The organism is Staphylococcus argenteus (assembly GCF_000236925.1).
GTDB lineage: Bacteria > Bacillota > Bacilli > Staphylococcales > Staphylococcaceae > Staphylococcus > Staphylococcus argenteus.
The window spans coordinates 224,636-247,772 of sequence record NC_016941.1 but is presented as its reverse complement, the minus strand read 5'-3'; the positions used below and the strand labels follow the sequence as shown (position 1 = coordinate 247,772).

Sequence of the window (23,137 nt, the reverse complement as noted above, 5' to 3'; positions counted from 1 at the left end):
GACATTTGTTATATGAAAATTTATCCTAGTCATTGCACTTTTACTATAAAATCTAATAGTTTAAAGATTATTACTCTATTTTGTTCTGGTACCTCAAAGGATAAAATGTCATCCACTGACTGTTGCAAAACAGAATTAGCAATATACTTGTGATCATTTATAACAATTTCCCTAACATCATCTGGGCCAGGTTCGAAGTGAAACTGTAATCCAATTACAGTATTTCCAATGATAAATCCTTGGTTTTTAATATGATTCCCGGAAAATAGTAATGTCGCTTGTTCCGGTATCTGAAACATATCCTCATGCCAATGCAGCGCCATTAATTGATTTGGTATATCTGGAATAATGTCAGACTCTAAATAAACGTTATCCCATCCCACTTCTTTAACTGGTGATTTCAAAACTTCATTGCCTAATGCTTTAGAAATTTGTTGCGCTCCAAAACAGGCGCCATATATCGGCTTATGTTTAGCCATCAATTCCAATATTAATTGTTGTTCATTTTTAATCCAAGGCATATTATCATTAGGGTTCATTGGTCCTCCAAGAATGACTAACATATCTGTTTCATCTGCACGGGGCAACACACCTTCATAACAATATGGATGATAAATATAAACAGTATGTCCTCTTTCTTTAGCCCACTCCCCAATATATCCTAAGCCTTCATTCGGTGTATGTTGTAAAACATTTATTCTCATTACATCTTCGACTCCTTACATTCAAACCAATTCATCCAGTTACATTATACACCATAGAAACTTAATGATTCTCCGATTCTATTCACGCCAATTGCTTATTTTATTTTACACACATATTTTAAAATTAAACCTAGTTAACTTTTTATGTTCCGAACAATATTTTTATTTAAACATTTTAATAACGATCAATCGATTTCAAACCCTTGATTTTACAATCATTACACACTTTATATTTATGTCTATAATGTGTCTGTTGTCAGAATAAAAAGATATTTATAATTGCATTTAAACCTCTTTATGTTATATTTCTTGTAAGGGTTTACACAAAGTGTAAAAACGCTATATTTTTTAGATGCGATGGAGGTGAATTTCTTGAAGCAAATCACATGGCACGATTTACAACATATCATTAAAGACGGTGATGTGATTGGTTTGTCGGCTTTAGCTGTTGCCAATTTACCTGCCGAAGTTCTACGTGCTGTGTTAGCGCAACACGATAAATACCAGACGCCTAATGATTTAACCTTTATTTTAGCGAATGATATCCATAGTTTGGGTGTCGCACCCGATCTAGATGACTTTATTGAACGTGGCATGATTAAGCGTGTCATTATGAGTATATTAACTGCTTCATCAAAAACAGCACAAGCTATGAAAAACAATGAGATAGAAGCATACTTTTTACCACAAGGTGTCATTGCTACTCATTATCGTCAAAGCAACCATCTTTTACCTGGTGTGCTTACAAAAATTGGTTTAAACACGGCTGTTGATCCCAGATATGGAGGCGGCAAAGTAAACAAGTGTACTACAGAAGACTTAGTTTCTATAGTCAACATGCGCGATGAAACATATTTGCATTACACATTCCCTAGCGTTGATGTGGCATTGCTGAGAGGAACCTATGCAGATAAACAAGGCAATATATATTTAACACAAGAAGCATACTTGAGTGAATGTTATCATGTCGCTTTAAATACTAAGGCCAATCATGGCACCGTTATCGTACAAGTCAAAGCTATAGTTGATGACTATCAACTAAAACCACATGATGTTATTATTCCTGGAAGTATTGTTGATTATGTATATGTTACCCAAGAAGATCATAATCATCGTCAAGTAATTCAAAGTCATTATTTACCTGCATTGTCAGGTCAAGAACGGATTGATTGTATTCCTGAAAAACCGTTGCCATTTAATAATCGCAAACTCATTCTTAGACGTGCCGCTCAATTTTTAACATACGGCGATACGATTAGTATTGGTTATGGTATTAACAATGAACTTTCAAATTTACTTTATGAAGAACGTGTCGCACATGACGTACAACCCATTCTAGACGTCGGCATTTTCGGTGGATTTGTAGGTAGCCGTGAGCGTTTTGGTATGAACTATAACGCAGATGTACGTATGCGTCATGATCAAGCTTGGGATTTTATCTATAACAATGGTGTATCTGTTGCTTATCTTAGCTTTGCAGAAGTAGACCAATATGGCAATGTCAATGTGTCCTACTTTAATGACCGACTCAATGGTTGTGGTGGTTTTATAGACATTACACAATCGGTAAACAAAATTATTTTTTCAGGAACGTTCGTCGCAGGGAGTACGCTATCATGTTATAAACATAAATTAGATATTGAAAGCGAAGGTCATACTAAAAAATTTGTATCAGAAGTAAGCCATATAGACTTTAATGCACAGTATTCGCGATCACTCAATCAAGAAGTATACTTTGTTACTGACCGTGCCGTATTTGAATTAGTTGATAAAGGTTTAAAGCTGATTGAAATCGCACCAGGTCTTGATTTGCAAAAAGATATATTGAATCAAATGTCATTTAAACCAATCATTGCTGACAACATAAAATTGATTGATAGTAGCATTTATCAAAAACAATGGGGACAACTTAAACAATCAATTCATAAAGTATGAAAGTGAAGCTAAAGGGGGTATACTAATGAATTTCGATTGGATTAAAACGCGTTCAGATTTCGATGATGACAAACCTGCCGTCATTGATCACGCAAAACAGACGTCTTGGACATACCAACAACTTAACGCCCGGGCTGATAATATGGCGCATTATTTAACCTCTCAAGGTGTTAAAAAAGGTGATGTCATAGGTGTTTTTGCTCCAAATGATATTGCAATATTAGATTTACTATTTGCTTGCTTTAAAACAGGTGCTGTATTTTTACCGATGAATTGGAGACTAAATCCGAAAGAGATAGCAGCTATTGTGGAAGATGCACAATTAAAGCTTCTCTTTTATGCCAAAAAGCACCTAAGTTCTTTAACAAACATTAATCAAAAGTTACTGCACATGGATATTGATTCACGTCAATATGATGAAATTGTAGATCCAGATCATCACCAACCTTTTCAAGCAACACCGGTCGAACCACATGATCTTGCAGCGTTAATTTATACAAGTGGTACAACTGGATCACCTAAAGGCGTGATGTTCTCGTATGAATCATTTGTTCATAATGGTGCAAACTTAGAACTGACATATAAGTTTAATTCAAATTATATTACGATTGTATCTACACCTATGTTCCATGTCTTAGGATTTAATGATACAGTGTTGCCCGTCTTGATGTCAGGTGGCACATTGATTCTTCAACGTTATTTTAATGGAGAAGAATTGAACGACATGATTGCACAGTACAAGCCTACTTTTATTATCATGATTCCAACGATGTATTATAGTACGCTACGTGCCAGTAATTTTAATCCCGATAATTTCAAAGCAATGGATTACATCATTCAAGGTGGTTCACAGCCATTACCAAGTATTCAAGCAGCATTTAAACAATATGGTATTAACATTATCAACGGTTACGGCTTAACTGAAGCGCCTCTAGTACTCGTTAATACACCGGAAAATTCGAAACGCAAACCGATGAGTATTGGTAAAGCAGTCATGTTTGTTGATGCACGAATTCTTGATGAAAATGGTCAAGAAGTCCCTACTGGCGATATCGGCGAGCTAGCTATTAAAGCGAAAAATGTAACACCTGGATATTGGAACAAACCTGAAGAAACTGCTCAGTCGTTTCATGGTCGTTATTTATTAACAGGTGATTTAGCAAAAATGGATGAAGATGGTGATATTTTCATCATTGATCGTAAAAAAGAACTTATCATTACAGGTGGCGAAAATGTCTTACCATCGGAAGTTGAAAATGCTTTAGCTGAGCACCCACTAATTGACCGATGTGTAGTCGTAGGCTATGACCATCCAAAATATGGTGAGTCGATAGCAGCAGCCATCATACTTCGAGAAGATGATCCTAACTATGCTGAAAAGTTAGATCAACATATGCGAAATCGTTTGGCAGGATATAAAGTACCAAGAATGTATGTACCTGTGACACATATGCCGTTAAATAGTACACAAAAACCAGACAAACTTGCAATTAGACAAATGATGAATAACAAAGCAACGGAAATAATAGAGTAAAAAAATTTTGCGCTTGTTTGTAAGCGTTTCCAAAAATCTTCGTTTAGGTTTTTATGTGTGTAATTTCCATAAATATTCATATTATTTTTAGGAGGAATTTATATGAAATTTGAAAAAGAAAAAGTTTTAAAATCATTATTCCCTGAAGATGTGCTTAGTATTGCTAAAGGTTTAACAGATGGTGAAGTTGAATTTTTACAACAAGTGAACCATTTACTCGAAAGCAAATATCGACCAGATATCAATCAGCATTGGATAGATGCCACAGTACCTGAAGATTATTTTAAAGATTTAGGAGAATTAAATTACTTTAACAACCCATTACTTTATAAAGATAGACCAAATGCCAAAATGCCGAGTCAACTATTTCAATTTTTCATGTCTTACCTACTCGCTCGTTTTGATATTTCACTTGCAACCCTTCTTGGTGTCCATCAAGGTTTAGGGCATAACACTTTCTTTTTCGGGGGTAGCAAAGAACAAATTGCGAAATATGTACCAAAATTACAGTCTCATGAATTGCGTACATGCTTTGCATTAACCGAACCTGAGCATGGCTCTGATGTTGCAGGAGGCTTAGAAACTGTCGCAGAGCGTCAAGGTGACACTTGGGTTATTAATGGTGAAAAGAAATGGATTGGTGGTGCACATGTTTCTGATGTAATCCCTGTATTCGCTGTAAATAAAGAGACCGGTAAGCCTCACTGCTTTGTTGTCCGCCCAGAGCAAGACGGTGTAGATATTGAAGTCATTGATAATAAAATTGCCCTTCGTATCGTGCCAAATGCATTGATTAAATTAACCAATGTTAAGGTTGATGAATCTGATCGCTTACAAAATATTACAAGCTTTAAAGATATTGCCAAAATCCTTTACTCAACACGAGCAGGTGTCGCATATATGGCTACGGGTGGTATGGCTGGTGCATTACGTGCCACACTAGACTATGTCACTGAGCGTAAACAATTCGGCAAACCAATTAGCAAATATCAATTAATTCAAGAAAAACTAGCGATGATGCAAGGTAATCTAGCGCAAGCAATGGCAACATGTGCTCAATTAGCTAACATGCAAGCACATGGTGAGTATGATGAAGTTGCAACTTCTACAGCTAAAATGATGAATGCCTTACGTTTACGCGAGACGGTAGCAATGGGACGAGGTATTACAGGTGGCAACGGTATTCTTGCTGATGATTATGATATTGCACGTTTCTTCTCAGATGCAGAAGCAATTTACACATACGAAGGTACACATGAAATTAATGCGTTAGTAATTGGACGTGCCTTAACTGGTGATTCTGCATTTGTTTAAGCTAATAAATATTTTGCAAAATATCGATGTATCACATCACTAGACAATTATTTTAAATACGATGCTTTCCTTAAATCAGAGGCTAAGATAGCTGACAAAGATACTTTTCATTCATTTTACGAAATAGTAAGACTGTCCCGATAATCTAAGAGGTTATCTTATCTTCAACTAAATTGGAGGAATAACTATGACAATTAATAAAGTAACAGTTCTTGGTGCAGGTACGATGGGTGCACAACTTGCAGCGCTCTTTGTAAATGCCGGACTTAAAGTAAAATTATTAGATATTGTAGTAGACGAAAATGATCCAAATCTGATTGCTAAAAAATCATACGACAAAATCGTCAACAAAAAACGTCCGCTTCTATTCGACTTAAATTTAGCAAGTAATTTAACATATGGTAATTTTAACGATGACCTAGCTAATGATGATGCTGACTTATATATCGAAGCTGTTAAAGAAGACATTGAAATCAAACATGCGGTATGGCAACAAGTCGCTCAACATGCTAAAGAAGATGCTTTATTTGCTACTAATACATCAGGTATACCTATTACAGCAATTGCAAAAGCATTGAACAATGCGGATCAAGAACGATTCTTTGGTCTACATTTCTTTAACCCACCACGCATTATGAAATTAGTAGAGCTAATACCTACCTCATATACGAAACATGCTATCGTATCAGAGGTGAAATCTTTTGCGCAAAATGTATTAGGCAAAGGTGTCATCGTTGTTAATGATGTACCAGGATTTGTTGCAAATAGAGTTGGTACACAAACGATGAATGATATTATGTATCGCGCTGAAGAGCAAAATTTAAACATTACAGATGTGGATGCTTTAACTGGTCAAATTATCGGTCGTCCTAAAACTGGAACATATGCACTATCTGACTTAGTCGGATTAGATATTGCAGTATCTGTAATTGAAGGTATGCAGCAAGTTCCTGAGGAAGCACCCTATTTCCACGATGTCAAAGTTGTAAATACATTGTTTGATAATGGTGCACTAGGTCGTAAAACAAAACAAGGATTTTATAAAAAAGATAAAGATACTAAAGAACGTCTTGTTTACGATAAAGAAAAGCAAGAATATGTCCCTGTATCACAACCACAATTACCAATTTTAAATGAATTTAATAAAGATTTAGCGCATAACCTTGATGTCATTTTTAATGCACAAGATGAAGCAGGACAATTTTTATGGGAGACCTTACGTAATAACTTCTATTACTCTGCCATCAATGTTCCTAAGGCTACCGATGACTTCCGTGACATTGACCGCGCACTTGTTTGGGGATTTAACTGGAAGCTTGGACCTTTCCAATTATGGGATGCAATGGGATTTGAACGTGTTAAATCGCGCATGGAAGATGAACTTGGCGACCTACCACAATGGATTAATGAATTAGACGGTGGCTTTTATAAACAGGATGAAACGATTGAATATGCAACACCTGTGTCTCACTTCATAAGTGACGAACTTTGGGATAAAGGTGATGCTAAACTTTCTGCAACTCACGATGATCAACTTTTACTAAAATTACAGAGTAAAAATAATGTCATTACCGATGAATTTAATGATGCTTTAGTTGAGGCGATTGATTTGCTGGAAAATGAACATTATACAAGTATGGTTATTTATGCTGATGGTAATAATTTCAGTGTCGGTGCCAACCTTTTCTTAATGAAAAAGGCGCATGAAGAAGGTCTTGTGGATGATGTCGTTGCACAATCAATTGATAAATTACATTATAGCTTTAATCGTTTGAAGTATAGCTTAAAGCCGATCGTCACAGCTGTACAAGGTCGTGCCCTAGGCGGTGGATGTGAACTTGTACTTTACTCGCCTATCGTTGTAGCAGCAAGTGAAACGTATATCGGTCTGGTTGAAGCGGGCGTCGGTTTACTACCAAGTGGAGGCGGACTTGCAGAAATGGCGGATCGTATTTTACACACATCACATAAATTCGATGATAAACAAGCTTCAATGACTAAAGTACTAACAAACATCGCATTTGCAAAAGTATCTACTAATGCATTTGAAGCTCGCCGTTATGGCTATTTACGCGATACAGATACAATCATTTTTAATACAGCGCAACGTGTCGAAGTTGCACTTAAACGTGCGAAATACGAAGCAGAAACAAACTATATCCCTAAACCAAAATATCAATATATCGGCTTAGGAGAAAATTATAAAGTATTAATTGAAGGACAATTAGACGCGCAAAGACTAGGTCATTTTATTAGTGATTATGATTATCATATTGCCTTAGAAATTGCATATGTTTTATCTGGTGGCGAACTACTTCGTAACACATATATTAACCAACGTTATATCCAAAAATTAGAGAAAATCAGTTTTATTGAGTTACTAAAATCTAAAAAAACATACGACAGAATTACACATATGTTAGAAACTGGTAAGCCATTACGTAATTAAAAGATATTTATTAAGAGAGGATGATAAGCATGCAAGAAGCATACATTGTAGCTTATGGACGTTCAGCTACTGCAAAGGCAAAACAAGGGTCATTATTTTATGAAAGACCAGATGATGTTGCTGCTAAAGTATTACAAGGTGTGTTAAGTCGTGTTGGTGGAAAGTTTAATAATAATATGGTTGAAGATGTCATTGTAGGTACTGCTTTTCCTGAAGGATTACAAGGGCAAAACATTGCAAGAACGATTGCATTACGTACAGGCTTATCGCACTTTATTCCTGGACAAACTATAAACCGTTACTGTTCATCTGGGCTACAAACAATAGCAACTGCAGCCAATCAAATTATGGCTGGCCAAGGAGATATACTCGTGGCAGGTGGCGTAGAATTAATGAGCGCTGTCCCTATGGGTGGAAACGAACCTACTAACAATCCAATATTACAATATGATAAAGTGGGTGCGTCATATCCAATGGGACTAACAGCAGAAAACGTAGCGTTACAATATGGCGTATCTAGAGAAGAACAAGATACCTATGCTGTTCAAAGTCATCAACGCGCATATGAAGCACAACGTGCAGGTCGCTTTGAAGATGAAATCATTCCAATAAGAGTTGAATACGTTGAATACACTGAAGACGGAGTCGACTTTAAAGAAGGTATATTTGAACAAGATGAGTTAATTCGCCCCGACACAACAAAAGAGGCATTAGCTAAATTGCCGACAGTGTTTAAGGCTGACGGCACAGTTACTGCAGGTACATCTGCCCCACTATCTGATGGTGCAGCATTTGTAGTCTTAATGTCAGGAGACAAAGTAAAAGAACTAGGCGTGACACCCATTGCACGATTTGTTGGTTTCAAAGCTGTCGGCGTGGATCCGAAAATTATGGGTATTGGTCCTGCATATGCGATTCCTGAAGTATTGTCACTCAGCAATTTAACAATTGAAGACATCGACTTAGTAGAACTAAATGAGGCATTCGCATCTCAAACTATCGCTTCTATGAACGCGGTAGGTCTAGATTCATCACGTACTAATGTAAATGGTGGTGCCATTGCTTTAGGTCACCCATTAGGTGCAACAGGTGCGATCTTGACTGCACGCTTACTTTCCGAAATGAGTAGACGTCCCGATAGTCGTTACGGCATGGTGACAATGTGTATTGGTGTCGGTATGGGCGCAGCTGCAATATTTGAGTATATTCATTAGATTGTTAGATAGAGGTTGAAGCGGATTAATGTTATCACTGTACGCAATTTGGCGACTAAATAAATTGTGGATTCAGTTGTATAGTGTGACATATCGTTAAATTAGGATAAATTAGTTTTTGGGGATTATATTGAAGTCACATAGTATTTTGTTAAGGATTGTGTAGCATGTTGATTCAGGAGCGTATAGAGTTGCTTGGCATTCATGTGATTGTTATGGTTGGAGAACTTTAAATCCCATAATACTCGTTTGAAATATGCTTCAATTTACGTAATTTATTTTTGAAAATGAAGAAAACCACCCACATTATTGTGCTTTCGAAATGAATTTGAAATGTTGAATGTTCACTTCAATATTTCTTAATCCGTATTCGAAGCGACTTTCATAGCAAATGTTGCTAATGCTATCGTCGCATTTCACAATGATGTGTGTGGTTTATTTAAATAGGTTGATGATGTGTTAGGTCATGTTTATTTTGTGTCTAAAATGATGAATAATAAAAAGATATAATTTTGTCTGTGCGATGTATTAACCTGGTGGGGAAACCATTAAATACATGATTGCTTATTTTTAAGATACATATCGTTTTATTTTAATTATATTGCTTTATATTAATGATGCATTAAGTTACAAAATTATTTTGTCACTCTAGGTCCATAAGTTGCAGTACCATCTGCATGCGTTGTTACATTGTATGCGTTTGTTTTGCTCGGCTTGTTTTGTGCTGGACGAGCGCCGTATGTTACTTGGCCGTTTGCATGCGTTGTTACGTTATATGCATTTGTTTTGCTCGGCTTGTTTTGTGCTGGACGAGCACCATATGACACTTGGCCGTTTGCATGCGTTGTTACGTTATATGCATTTGTTTTGCTTGGCTTGTTTTGTGCTGGACGAGCACCATATGACACTTGGCCGTTTGCATGCGTTGTTACGTTATATGCATTTGTTTTGCTTGGCTTGTTTTGTGCTGGACGCGCTCCATATGACACTTGGCCGTTTGCATGCGTTGTTACGTTATATGCATTTGTTTTGCTTGGCTTGTTTTGTGTCGGACGGGCACCGTATGTTACTTGGCCGTTTGCATGCGTTGTTACATTGTATGCGTTTGTCTCACTTGGTTTGTTAAATCTAGGTCTTGCTTCATATCCAAATGTTCCATCGTTGTATTCACGGATACCAGTGCCAGCATCTCTATATTTAACATACTTAGGTGTTTTGTTAAATTGTGGTCTCGTACCATATTGAGAAACTTCTCTTGTTTCAGATACTTGAGGTTTAATCTCAATATTACTTGATTCTCCTTGAATACCTTTTAAAGTCGATTCAATAGGATTTTCCACTTTACTCTCACCTGTAATTGTAGGTAAAGCAATAGTAGGTTCTGTATAATTTCCGCTTAATGAAGGTGTTACAATAGGTGCAGATTCGTTACTTTGTTCCATTGTTGGGAAGTCTGGTCCTTTAACGATTTCACCTTGAATAGTTTTTTGTTCCATCGTCGGATATTTTGGACCTTGTACGATTTCACCTTGAATTGTGCCTTGTGGAATTTTAACTAGTGGCTGTGCAACTGGAAGTGGTGCTTTTTCAGTTTCACCAACAATATTTTGAGCTTTAGGCTGTTGAATTTCTTCAACTTTCTTCTCTTCTTTTGCTATTGGTAATTTTGTTTCAGATTCACCATAATTTTTGACTGTTTTAGTCTTCCAAGATTCATCTGCTTCAGCAACCGCTTCTTTAGTTTCTTTGACTAATTTATCGAAGTTCGCTTTATTTTCCGGCTTTTTAGTATAATCATGAATATTAGGATTATACTTACTTATATTAGAAGGTCTATTTAAGTTAGAATCCATAAAGAAGTCTTCGATGATTGAATTTAAATCATTCATCATTTCTTTTCTAATGCGTTCATTTGTTATTCTGACAGGGTCTTTTATATCCCCAAGAATCAAGTCTAATTTTGCCCTTAATTCTCTCGCATTTTGACCATGCTGATTATCATTATAATACGTCGCATAAAGTGTATCTATCTCACAAACAAAGTCATATATTTCATTTGTTACACGCTTTTCAGTTTCTTCATCAAATGGCACTAAATCCTTATTCTTAGATTGAATATCCTTAACCTCATTGTTAAACTCATCAACAGCATCCTTTAAAGATCTTTGAATATCATTATATTCATTCATTGTTAACTTATACATTTCAAAATCATGAAATTTTGTCATCTTCAAATCTGATTGTGGATTTTCAGTTTTATATTTTTGATACCATTTTTTATATACTTCGTACTGTTCTTTCTTTTTTTCTAATAAATATTGGTCTTCTCCTAAAACTCTTGTCATCAATTTATCTGATGCTTGTTTATAGTCTTTTTCACCATATTCATATCTGTTAGTTAATTCTTTTGCATTATAAATTTGATCCCCTAATTTTTGTAACATGTCATTTAAATACCAACTTGAAATATTCGCCCCATACTTACTTTCTTCTTTAACCCTTGATTCTTTACTATAGTCCTTACCCACTATCGCATCTGCTTTGTTATCCCATGTAAATAAGCTAGATGCAACTGCTAATGCGCCTAGCGAAATTATTTGCTTTTTCATAATTTTTTATTTCCTCCAAAATGTAATTGCCCAACCTACTCTAAAGAAACAAAATATTAAAAGACATTAACTATATATTAACTAGAATAAACGAATCATTAACTATCTTTTTGTTAAAGTTAATTAGCATTACAATATATAATAGTGTATAATCTTTTTGATTCATGTACATCGAAGGAGAAATATAACATGACAACACACATGAAAATCAAAAATTATTTAGTAACTGGCATTAAAGCTGCGCTCCTTGATACGACTGGGATCACAATAACTCGCAAGTCCGAAACGACAGCTCATACGTATCAACATCAAGCGCTTGTAGACCAATTACATATGTTAATCACAAATACTGATATAAATAAATTAGCGCATCTACATTTAGATGCATATCAAAAACGTGATATTATGGCAGCACATTATATTGCTAAGTCTGCTATACGCACTAAAAATTTGGATCAAATGACTAAAGCAAAATATAGATTGGAAAATATTTATTCATCACTAACTAGTAATATTCATTCCAACAACCTTTAACATATCATTATTACTAATGTTCCATATACTTTCATACGAATGCTTAATTCACTATGACATATTTAAAAGACCTCTAAAAGTATCATCGCGATAACTTCTAGAGGTCTTTATATTATTCAAATAAAATTCTTATTGAGCGATCGAAGTATGTTTCATCTTTTTTAGCTTCTTTTATATCATCAGCTAATGCTGGATCATCTGTAATAATGCCATCTACATTTGTTTGTAAATATTTCGTAAGGTCTTCCTCTCCATTAATTGTCCAAGTATACACTTCTTTATTTTCCAAATGAGCCTGATTAACTAGTCTTGGTGTATATGAAAAATCTTCAATAACAAAGAAATCTAATGATGTCTCTTTAAAATGTCCAAATTGTAATGGGATGATATAACCACACTTAATATACGGTGCTTCTTTTTTCAATTTAGTCATTATATCGTAATCCAACGACATCACTTTGTATTCATGTTCAACATTATGCTTTTTCAAAATATCAATTACACGTTCTGTATAATCACTTGGTTCTTTGCCGTGTGGCTTCAACTCTACTAACAACTTCACATTTTCTTTTTTAGCCGTTTCAATAAACGCTTCCAATGATACAAGTTTCGCTTCATGTCCATTTTGACGCATTTTCAATCCAACTACATCTTTAAAATTAGATTCAGAAATGTTTTTATTAATACCTGTTAAACGCTTCAAATTATTATCATGACTAACTACAAATCTTTTATCTTTAGTCATTATCGTATCTAGTTCAACGTATTCAACCTTTGCTTTAGCCGCGGCTTTCAATGACGGAATTGAATTTTCAACACCTTTATCTTCAAAACCACGGTGCCCGATAATCGAAATGTTTTGATTAATTGAATTATTGTATAACAAATACATATTATAACCGATAAAACATATCACAGCTAACAGCATAGATATAATAAAGAATTTAGACTTACGCTTCGGTTTAGGGTGTTTAAACTCTAATGTCGGTTGATACAATGCATTTTCCTGTTTTAAATGAAGGACTAACACACTAATCAACGACAATTTTGTAAATAAATAGTAGAAGAATAGTGCACTTTTCAAGACGACAAACAATACAGATGAAATTATAAATTTATTGCCATCTTCATCTAAATATATTGCAATGAAAGTTGCTGCTGAAACAACGAGCGTTAAAATCGCGGCGATAATAATCTCTAATATAACAATTTCTATTACTAGTCGAAATTTATTCCGCTTCGTAATTTGCCAGCTCAATCTCATATTTTTAAATAATGATTGCCTATTTAAAATCGTCAGCGGCAAAGTGAATATTAGCTTGAAGTTTAAAATAAAAACAGCAACCATAAAGGTTCCATATATGATAATACCCTTTGTCGTTTTCATAAGTTCTTCCGTTAAAAATTTAGGTATATAAATGTTTTTCGTCAGTACGGAACTTAGACCTAAATTGGCAATTGGTATCATTAAAATTAAATATATAACAAAGAAAATAATCGGCACACCAACAAGTTTGCGTACATTAACAAAAGCATTTTTAAAAATGGATTTGAACGTAATAATTTGTCGATCAAAACCTGCATAAACCATATAAACTAATAATGAAAATTCAACATAAATTAAAAAAGCTACACTTAAAATAAATATGATAAGCAGTATCACACTTGCTGGATGACTTACTATTTCAATCCAATTGTTAATCGTGAGTTGGCTTTGTCCAGCAACTTTTAACATCAAATTGAAGAGTAAAATTAAATATGTGCTACTGATAAATATCATGATTAATTGCAATAGTAAGGCATTGATACTAAAGCGCCCTTTATTGTGATACAGTAATTTAAATACTGTCCATATATCTCTCATTATTCTCTTCATAATCACGCTCCACATTGCTTTAATATTAATTTTCATATTAATATTTTTAATTGCTAAGGGTCAATAGAATATTAAAAAAGTTAAACATAAATATGTAAATACCAATCATTTGAGCTATTGGTTACCTTACTCATCTTTTAGAAATGATTTTCTACCAACTGCCATGTTAACAAAGTTAAACATCAATGTAGCTTCTATAATCTTTTAAAACATATGATATTGCCATTTAATCCATATATCACAACTGAAAAAAGAAGCATATGCCGCTTCGCTCATGAAGTTGCATATGCTTTCTTTTCGGTCTGAATTGTATTTATAATTCAACGGGAATTTTCCCTTTGAAGTTAACATAACGGTAGGCTGCTTTAACAGCTTCATCATCGGGCGCTTCTACATCTTCTAATTCATATGCAATACCCAATGTCTTCCACTTATGAACACCTAACTGATGATATGGTAAAATTTCAAACTTTTCGACGTTATCTAGAGAATTAATAAATTCACCTAGTTTAATTAAATCGTCTTTATCATCAGAATAACCAGGCACAAGGACATGACGAATCCATACAGGTTGTTTCATATCTGACAGTTTGCGCGCGAAGTTAAGGATGTGTGTATTAGGCTTTCCTGTCAATTTGATATGTTTTTCATTATCGATATGTTTAATATCTAACAATATTAAGTCTGTATGTCTTTGTAATTCTTCAAAATGTCTTTGAAACGCTTTAGTATCATTGGCACAACCAGCTGACGTATCTAAGCAAGTATGCACACCATTTTCTTGTAACTCTGCAAACAGTTTTTCTAAGAATGGCATTTGTAATAATGGTTCGCCACCACTCACTGTTACGCCACCACCTGATGCATCAAAGTATGGTTTGTATGGTAAAATTTCATCCACCATTTCATCAACTGTAACTTCTCTTGATGGCTCATTGATTTTCCAAGTATCTGGATTGTGACAATACAAGCATCGAAGTAAGCATCCTTGTGTAAATAATATATATCTTAATCCCGGACCGTCGACAGTACCCAAACTTTCGACGGAATGTAAGTGTCCCTTTAGCATAGTGCTCCCACCTTAAATTTTGTTACATACTTTCATGGAATGTACGAGAAATTACATCTAATTGTTGCTCACGTGTTAATTTAATGAAGTTAACAGCGTATCCAGATACACGGATTGTTAATTGTGGATATTCTTCTGGATGTTCCATTGCATCTATTAATGTTTCACGGTTAAATACGTTAATATTTAAGTGGTGACCACATTGCATTGCATAACCATCTAACATACTTGTTAAGTTACGATTTTGATCTTCTGGTTCTTTACCTAATGATTTCGGTACGATACTGAATGTATTTGAGATACCATCTTTACAGCAATCATAAGGAATCTTAGCAACAGAACTTAATGAAGATAATGCACCTTTTTGGTCACGACCATGCATTGGGTTTGCACCTGGTGCGAATGGTTCGCCAGCTTTACGTCCATCTGGTGTATTACCAGTTTTCTTACCGTATACAACGTTTGAAGTAATTGTTAATACACTCATTGTATGTTCTGAATCACGATATGTTTTATGGCTACGTAATTTAGTCATGAAGCGTTCTACTAAATCAACTGCGATATCATCTACACGGTTATCATTGTTACCGTATTTAGGGAAATCGCCTTCAATTTCAAAGTCTACTACAAGACCTTCTTCGTTACGAATTGGTTTAACTTGTGCATATTTAATTGCAGATAATGAGTCAGCAGCTACTGATAAACCAGCGATACCTGTTGCCATTGTACGTACAATTTCTGTATCATGTAATGCCATTTCAATACGTTCATAGCTATATTTATCATGCATGTAGTGAATAACATTTAATGAGTTAATGTAAACACCTGCAAGCCAATCCATCATTTGATCGAATTTCTTGAATACTTCGTCGTAGTCTAATACTTCACTCTTAATGCCTTCGAAGTTAGGACCAACTTGTGCGCCAGATTTCTCATCTTTACCACCATTGATAGCGTAAAGTAATGTTTTAGCTAAGTTCGCACGCGCACCGAAGAATTGCATTTGTTTACCAATTGTCATCGCTGATACACAACATGCGATACCATAGTCATCGCCATAGCTTTCACGCATAATATCATCATTTTCATATTGGATAGAACTTGTTTTAATACTCATTTTTGCACAGTATGTTTTGAAGTTATCAGGTAAACGTACTGACCATAATACTGTTAAGTTTGGCTCTGGTGCTGGGCCTAGGTTATCTAATGAATGTAAGAAACGGAATGAGTTTTTCGTTACAAGTGGACGTCCGTCGATACCTACACCACCGATAGATTCAGTTACCCAAGTTGGGTCTCCAGAGAATAATTCATTGTAATCAGGTGTACGAGCAAATTTAACAATACGTAATTTCATGATGAAGTGGTCAATGATTTCTTGAACTTCACTTTCAGTAATTACACCTGCTTTAAGGTCACGTTCAGCATAGATGTCTAAGAATGTAGAAGTACGTCCTAAACTCATTGCTGCACCATTTTGTTCTTTAATTGCAGCAAGGTATGCTAAGTATAACCATTGAACTGCTTCTTTAAAGTTTTCAGCTGGACGGCTTAAATCGAAGCCATATTTTTGTCCAAGTTCTTTTAATTCTTTTAATGCACGGTATTGTTCTGATAATTCTTCACGTAAACGAATTACATCTTCAGACATTTCCGTAGACATTGTATTGAAGTCATGCATTTTTTCTTCCATTAAGAAATCTACACCGTATAATGCTACACGACGATAGTCACCGATAATACGTCCACGTCCGTATGCATCAGGTAAACCAGTGATTACACCTGCTTTACGACAGTTCAACATTTCTCTTGAATATGCATCGAATACACCTTGGTTATGAGTTTTACGATAATCTGTAAAGATTTTTTCAGTTTCTTCGTCTAATTCGTAACCGTAAGCTTCACAAGCTGCTTTCGCCATACGAATACCACCGAATGGTTGCATTGAACGTTTGAATGGTTTTTCAGTTTGTACACCTACAATTGTTTCTAAATCTTTGTCTAAATAACCAGCATCATGAGATGTAATTGTTGAAGCTACTTTTGTATCCATATCCCACATGCCGCCACGTTCACGTTCTTCTTTCGATAACTGCATTACTTGATCCCAAAGTTTAGAAGTTGCTTCTGTTGGTCCTGCTAAAAATGAATCATTACCTTCATAAAGTGTGTAGTTTAATTGAATAAACTCTCTTACATCTACGTGTCTGTTCCATCTTCCATTTTTAAATCCTTGCCAAGCTGTTGCATGATTTTTATTTGTTTCTAACATACTAAACGCCTCCATCTGTATAATGTTGTGAATTTGAAATGCTATGTTAACGTTTTCATAGTCATTGTAGCATGTTTGTTGTGATTTTTTTCACATAAATTATGTACAAATTTCATCAAATGTATGTCAAAACATAGAAACTGTACTATTTTGTGTAACAGTATCATGCTATTTCCATTCTGTTACACAACAGTTATAATGTTCACGATTTTCATTGATTTAAAAGTTTATATTAGCGTATATTTTTGTTGTTAAAAAATGATTGTTAAAAAGCGTTAAATCAATACTTAGAAAGGTTTACTTTTATATATGAAGGGACAGAATTAAATATCTTTTTCTACTTAAAAATCTCGCTCAGTATCATCAAATATCTCGTCATTTTTTATATAACAGCTTCAAATAAAATATAACAGTTTAGTTTTACAGCCTCGACAAGTCGCCTTGACAAACTAAAATCATCTGCTATTCACAACATTTGCAACGAATTAACAAGTCATATTTAAAAATTTTCTAAATATTTAACATTACTTATGCATCATTTATTGCTAAAATTATTGTATTAAAATATACATAGAATTGATGGGATATCATGAAATTAAAAATTTATACCTTACTATTATTTCTCATTTTTTTAGCAGCATGTTCAAATACACATCATTCAGAAACAGAAAAGAACGTATTAACCGTATACTCCCCGTATCCAGCAAATTTAATTCGTCCGATTTTAAATGATTTTGAAAAACAAGAACGCGTCAAAATAGAAATTAAACGAGGATCTACACAAGTATTACTTTCGAATTTACATAAAGAGAAACTTTCTGAACGTGGTGATGTCTTTATGGGGGGTGTATTATCAGAAACGATTGATCATCCAGAGGATTTTGTACCCTATCAAGATCGTTCTGTCACACAACAACTAGATGATTATCGATCAAACAATAAATATGTAACCAGTTTTCTGTTAATGCCTACAGTTATTGTGGTGAACAAAGACTTACAAGGTGATATTGCCATTCGAGGTTATAAAGATTTGTTGCAATCTGTGCTTAAAGGACGTATCGCATATTCTAATCCAAATACAACAACGACGGGTTATCAACATATGCGTGCCATTTATAGTATGAATCATCAAGTGAGTGATGTGCATCAATTTCAAAATCATGCGATGCAACTCTCACAGACTTCTAAAGTTATTGAGGAGGTAGCAAAAGGTAAATATTATGCAGGGCTTAGCTATGAACAGGATGCACGCACATGGAAAAACAAAGGCTATCCAATATCTATCATTTATCCAACTGAAGGTACGATGTTAAATGTAGACGGCATTGCATTAGTTAAGAACGCACATCCTCACCCTAAACGTAAGAAGTTAGTACAATATTTGACCAGTCGATCTGTACAACAACGTTTAGTCGCTGAGTTTGATGCTAAATCAATTCGAAAAGATGTCACTGAACAAAATGACCGATCTATTGCTAGTCTGAAGAATATACCTTTAATACCGAAGTCTAAATTACCGAACATTCCGCACCATAAGTTTTTGGAGATGATTGAATGACAGCATATAAACCATACAGGCACCAATTAAGAAGATCGCTATTTGCGTCTACCATTTTCCCAGTATTTTTAGTAATTATTATTGGATTGGTAAGCTTCTACGCAATATATATTTGGATCGAACATCGAACAATTCATCAACATACTGATGAAAGCCAAGCAGAATTACAACGTACCGAGAGGCATATACGGACGTTCATTAAACAACACCACCAATCGTTTAATAACCTTGATTTAACAAATAATCATGATGTTACTGTTGCAAAACGCGAATTATTAAAATTAATACATGAACAGCCTGCTACACTTTATTATGAATTATCTGGACCGAAGCAATTTATAACTAACAATTATGAACATTTAAATACAAAACAAATGTATTTATTTTCAGAAAACCAGCTTAAGTTCAAAAATGCTCCATATACACTCAAGCTATATATGGCAAATACGCCACGATTAAGTGAAATTAAAAAAGATAGCCGGCAATTTGCACTAATTGTTGATCAATATGACAACATTCTATACGCCAATGATGATCGTTTTACTATTGGTGAAAAATACAAGTCATCACAGTTCGGCTTTATGAATGAGTCTGTAAAATTAAATACTGCAGATCATCGACTCATTATTTACAAAGATATACATGAAACAATTGAAGATGGTATTACGTTATTAATTGTCATGATTATCGTTCTTTTTTTACTTGTCATTTTCGGATTTGTGAGTGCAGATAATATGGCTAAACGACAAACGAAAGATATTGAAACCATTATTCAAAAGATTTACTACGCTAAAAATCGACATTTAGGTGCTTATACACCATTAAATAATAATAGCGAACTAGAAGAAATCAATAATTATATTTATGATTTATTTGAATCCAACGAACAATTGATTCACTCAATAGAACATACCGAACGTCGATTAAGGGATATACAATTAAAAGAGATTGAACGTCAATTTCAACCTCATTTTTTATTCAACACGATGCAAACAATACAATATTTAATTACATTGTCGCCTAAACTAGCACAATCGGTCGTACAACAATTATCGCAAATGTTGCGTTATTCACTACGTACAAACTCACATACCGTCAAATTAGACGAAGAATTAAAATACATTGAACAGTATGTCGCAATACAAAATATTCGTTTCGATGACATGATAAAACTTCATATTGAAAGTTCTGAAGATGCACGACACCAAACAATTGGGAAAATGATGATTCAACCTCTCGTAGAAAATGCGATTAAACATGGCAGAGATACAGAAACATTAAATATCATGATTAGACTTTCATTAAGACCTCATGCTTTGTATATTTTAGTTTGTGATAATGGTATCGGTATGACACCGTCTCGATTAAAACATGTGCGTCAATCACTAAATGATGATGTATTTGATACTGAACATCTAGGTTTAAATCATTTACATAATAAGGCGATGATTCAATATGGGGCAATTGCTCGGCTTCATATTTTTTCAAAACCAAATCAAGGCACATTAATTTGTTATAAAATACCAATTTTAAGGGGGAATGTAGATGTTTAAAGTTGTAATTTGTGATGATGAACGTATTATACGAGAAGGTTTAAAACAAATGATTCCTTGGGGAAACTATCATTTCAATACAATATACACTGCTAAAGATGGTATAGAGGCACTGTCACTCATTCGTCAACATCAACCTGAATTAGTTATCACTGATATTCGTATGCCTCGAAAAAATGGCGTCGATTTACTCAATGATATTGCACATTTAAATTGCAATATTATCATATTATCGAGTTATGATGATTTCGAATATATGAAAGCTGGTATTCAACACCATGTTTTAGATTATTTATTGAAGCCCGTAGATCACGCTCAATTAGAAGGTATTTTAGAGAAGCTTGTTCGAACTTTATTAGAGCAACAGTCACATTATGGACGTAGCTTAGCTCCTTGCCACGACGCTTTCCAACCATTATTAAAAGTGGAATATGATGATTATTATGTTAATCAGATTATCGATCGAATTAAACAATCTTATCAAACGAAAGTATCTGTGTCAGATTTAATTCAACATATTGACGTTAGTGAATCGTATGCAATGCGAACATTTAAAGATCATGTCGGAATTACTATTGTCGATTATTTAAATCGCTATCGTATTTTACAATCACTACAACTCCTAGATCGTCATTATAAACATTATGAAATTGCAGATAAAGTTGGCTTTTCAGAATATAAAATGTTCAGCTATCATTTTAAAAAATATCTACAAATGTCGCCGAGTGATTACAGTAAACAAACAAAATAGCAATACCATAATTATTTGTAAAACAAATACTCCCTACTATATCGACACCGCTATATGTCTATATTGTAGGGAGTAAATTCATTGAGTCACCCTAAGTCGGGCAAATAAGGATACTTCATAACAGGGAATTATGATCTGCCCCGAGACATAGAGATGATATATTTGCAAGGGTAGAAGCATATCTTTCATCTCTTCACGCACATGTCTTCGGGGCAGGTATTGCCAAAATGATAGTGATCAATTGGCAAACCTTTGAATTATTTAAATTAAATTTTTAAACTTCTAATTTTCTTTTCTTCATAATATGCAACGACACCTAATAAAATCATACCTAGGAATAACGCTACATAGAAAACGATAAACACATCTGTCCAACCACTTAGCGTATAGCCAAATACATTCAAACCGTTACGTGTTGGGTCAGCAATAGCAGCTAATCCAACTTTAGCCATTGAGTCACCGAATAAATAAGCGAATGAACCTGTCATACCGTTAGCCACACTAATGGCATTTTTAGGAACAAAACCAGTCAATGATACACCGATTAATAATTGTGGACCGAATATTAAAGCACCTAATGCAAACAATGAAATATTTACCATTGTTACACTTGTCGCATTTGTATAGAACAAGACAACGAATGTAATCATGAACATACATCCAATAGCTACAATTGCGCGTCGTCCTTTTAACAAGTCGGATACATAACCCCATAATAAACTAGCAACTAAAGCACCGATTTCAAAGTAGAAAATTGTGTTAACTGCGTCACCTTTATTAAAGTGTAAATGCTCTGACACATACAATGGCGCCCAGTTATCAATACCGATACGTACGATATATACAAAGACGTTCGAGATACATAAAATCCATATAACTGGATTTCCCAGGATATATTTTTTAAAGATTTCCCATTTCGTCATACCTTGAGAATCAATATTTTCCTTATCTACCGGTTCTTCCCAAATTTCTTCAGCACGATTCCAACCTAATTCTTCTGGATCGTCTTTTCCGATAAATAACGTTGCGATACCAATAAGTAATGCAATCACTGATGGGAAAATGAACATACCTATCACATTCCCATGGAAGAATACGTTAGCACCCCAAAGTGCGACACCACCTGCAATGGCACCACCAATGTTGTGTGATGTATTCCAGAACCCTAAATAACGGCCACGTTTCGTTCGAGGTGCCCATCTTGAAATCGTTGAATAACTTGCAGGTCCACCAACCGATTGAAATACACCATTAAGTCCCCAAAGAACAATTAATAATCCCATAACTGAACCAAAGTAACTTAATACAAATCCCATAATTAAAACTGTAATAGCAGATAAAATAAGTAAGAAAGAAATAATACGTTTTGTGTTACGTCCATCGACAAAATAACCAAGCAACGTTTTCCCTAAACCGTACGTGATACTAAATGCTAATCCGATATAACCAAGTTCCAATGTAGATAATCCGATTTCTTCTTTTAAAAACGGTTGTGCCGCTTTAAAGTTGTTTCGAATTAAGTACATAGCCATATACACAAAGAATACAACGAAGAAAGCTTGCATAAAGTTTCTAAGCCATAATTTACGTTGCACTGATAATGGAATGCCTTTATTTGGAACCTTATGGATATCAAAAAAGTTCATCTCTGTCACCTCTATCAATTTCGTTATGCCAAATATAGCACGATGTTGTAAGCGCTTAATATCCTTAAAATTATTAAATCATCCCAAAAACTGAACATAAACTAGTATTGAAGAACATA

The 23,137-nt window shown here is 34.5% G+C and carries 15 protein-coding genes; 9 read left to right on the top strand and 6 right to left on the bottom strand.

Annotated features, from left to right (window positions below; all coding sequences use genetic code 11):
• Positions 1 to 29: 29 nt before the first annotated feature.
• Positions 30 to 704, bottom strand: a complete 675-nt coding sequence (locus SAMSHR1132_RS01025) for a type 1 glutamine amidotransferase (RefSeq protein WP_001222414.1) — start codon at positions 702 to 704, stop codon at positions 30 to 32.
• Positions 705 to 1,076: 372 nt separating this feature from the next.
• Between SAMSHR1132_RS01025 and fadX the strand changes: the two genes are divergently transcribed.
• From fadX to SAMSHR1132_RS01000, 5 genes are all read left to right on the top strand, one after another.
• Positions 1,077 to 2,639, top strand: coding sequence for a fatty acid degradation protein FadX (gene fadX / locus SAMSHR1132_RS01020; RefSeq protein ID WP_000810057.1), 1,563 nt, complete (start codon positions 1,077 to 1,079; stop codon positions 2,637 to 2,639).
• 25 nt (positions 2,640 to 2,664) lie between these two features.
• Complete coding sequence (gene fadD / locus SAMSHR1132_RS01015; protein ID WP_001008413.1) at positions 2,665 to 4,173, top strand: long-chain-fatty-acid--CoA ligase FadD; 1,509 nt, start codon at positions 2,665 to 2,667, stop codon at positions 4,171 to 4,173.
• 102 nt (positions 4,174 to 4,275) lie between these two features.
• The gene (fadE, locus tag SAMSHR1132_RS01010; protein ID WP_000667220.1) at positions 4,276 to 5,487 is read left to right on the top strand and encodes an acyl-CoA dehydrogenase FadE; all 1,212 of its coding nucleotides are present in this window, start codon (positions 4,276 to 4,278) and stop codon (positions 5,485 to 5,487) included.
• A gap of 187 nt (positions 5,488 to 5,674) precedes the next feature.
• Entirely contained in the window at positions 5,675 to 7,936 is a 2,262-nt protein-coding gene (gene fadB, locus SAMSHR1132_RS01005) for a 3-hydroxyacyl-CoA dehydrogenase/crotonase FadB (protein ID WP_000154500.1), read from the top strand.
• 29 nt (positions 7,937 to 7,965) lie between these two features.
• On the top strand, positions 7,966 to 9,150 hold the full coding sequence (locus SAMSHR1132_RS01000; RefSeq protein WP_001154641.1) for a thiolase family protein: 1,185 nt from the start codon (positions 7,966 to 7,968) through the stop codon (positions 9,148 to 9,150).
• A 635-nt stretch (positions 9,151 to 9,785) separates the two neighbouring features.
• On the opposite strand, the gene coa is transcribed toward SAMSHR1132_RS01000, so the two are convergent.
• Positions 9,786 to 11,759, bottom strand: a complete 1,974-nt coding sequence (gene coa / locus SAMSHR1132_RS00995; protein WP_000744051.1) for a staphylocoagulase — start codon at positions 11,757 to 11,759, stop codon at positions 9,786 to 9,788.
• A gap of 189 nt (positions 11,760 to 11,948) precedes the next feature.
• Here coa and SAMSHR1132_RS00990 point away from each other — a divergent pair, with 189 nt between their 5' ends.
• Positions 11,949 to 12,293, top strand: a complete 345-nt coding sequence (locus SAMSHR1132_RS00990) for a complement inhibitor SCIN family protein (protein WP_000207187.1) — start codon at positions 11,949 to 11,951, stop codon at positions 12,291 to 12,293.
• Between the two features lie 112 nt (positions 12,294 to 12,405).
• On the opposite strand, the gene SAMSHR1132_RS00985 is transcribed toward SAMSHR1132_RS00990, so the two are convergent.
• The 3 genes from SAMSHR1132_RS00985 to pflB form a co-directional block, all read right to left on the bottom strand.
• Positions 12,406 to 14,169, bottom strand: coding sequence for a glycerophosphoryl diester phosphodiesterase membrane domain-containing protein (locus tag SAMSHR1132_RS00985; RefSeq protein WP_000822239.1), 1,764 nt, complete (start codon positions 14,167 to 14,169; stop codon positions 12,406 to 12,408).
• A gap of 313 nt (positions 14,170 to 14,482) precedes the next feature.
• A complete protein-coding gene (pflA, locus tag SAMSHR1132_RS00980) occupies positions 14,483 to 15,238 on the bottom strand; it encodes a pyruvate formate-lyase-activating protein (RefSeq protein WP_000911654.1) in 756 nt (251 codons plus the stop codon).
• 22 nt (positions 15,239 to 15,260) lie between these two features.
• Positions 15,261 to 17,510, bottom strand: coding sequence for a formate C-acetyltransferase (gene pflB, locus SAMSHR1132_RS00975; protein WP_000894657.1), 2,250 nt, complete (start codon positions 17,508 to 17,510; stop codon positions 15,261 to 15,263).
• A gap of 589 nt (positions 17,511 to 18,099) precedes the next feature.
• On the opposite strand from pflB, the gene SAMSHR1132_RS00970 reads away from it, so the two are divergent.
• From SAMSHR1132_RS00970 to SAMSHR1132_RS00960, 3 genes are read left to right on the top strand one after another with little or no spacing between them, the layout of a single operon-like run.
• A complete protein-coding gene (locus SAMSHR1132_RS00970) occupies positions 18,100 to 19,068 on the top strand; it encodes an extracellular solute-binding protein (RefSeq protein ID WP_000768411.1) in 969 nt (322 codons plus the stop codon).
• Positions 19,065 to 20,621, top strand: a complete 1,557-nt coding sequence (locus SAMSHR1132_RS00965) for a sensor histidine kinase (RefSeq protein WP_000127974.1) — start codon at positions 19,065 to 19,067, stop codon at positions 20,619 to 20,621. Before SAMSHR1132_RS00970 ends, SAMSHR1132_RS00965 begins: the two co-directional genes overlap by 4 nt.
• On the top strand, positions 20,614 to 21,372 hold the full coding sequence (locus SAMSHR1132_RS00960) for a response regulator transcription factor (RefSeq protein WP_000477529.1): 759 nt from the start codon (positions 20,614 to 20,616) through the stop codon (positions 21,370 to 21,372). The genes SAMSHR1132_RS00965 and SAMSHR1132_RS00960 overlap by 8 nt, the downstream gene beginning before the upstream one ends.
• Positions 21,373 to 21,638: 266 nt before the next feature.
• On the opposite strand, the gene uhpT is transcribed toward SAMSHR1132_RS00960, so the two are convergent.
• On the bottom strand, positions 21,639 to 23,018 hold the full coding sequence (gene uhpT, locus SAMSHR1132_RS00955; protein ID WP_001008728.1) for a hexose-6-phosphate:phosphate antiporter: 1,380 nt from the start codon (positions 23,016 to 23,018) through the stop codon (positions 21,639 to 21,641).
• Positions 23,019 to 23,137 lie beyond the last annotated feature (119 nt).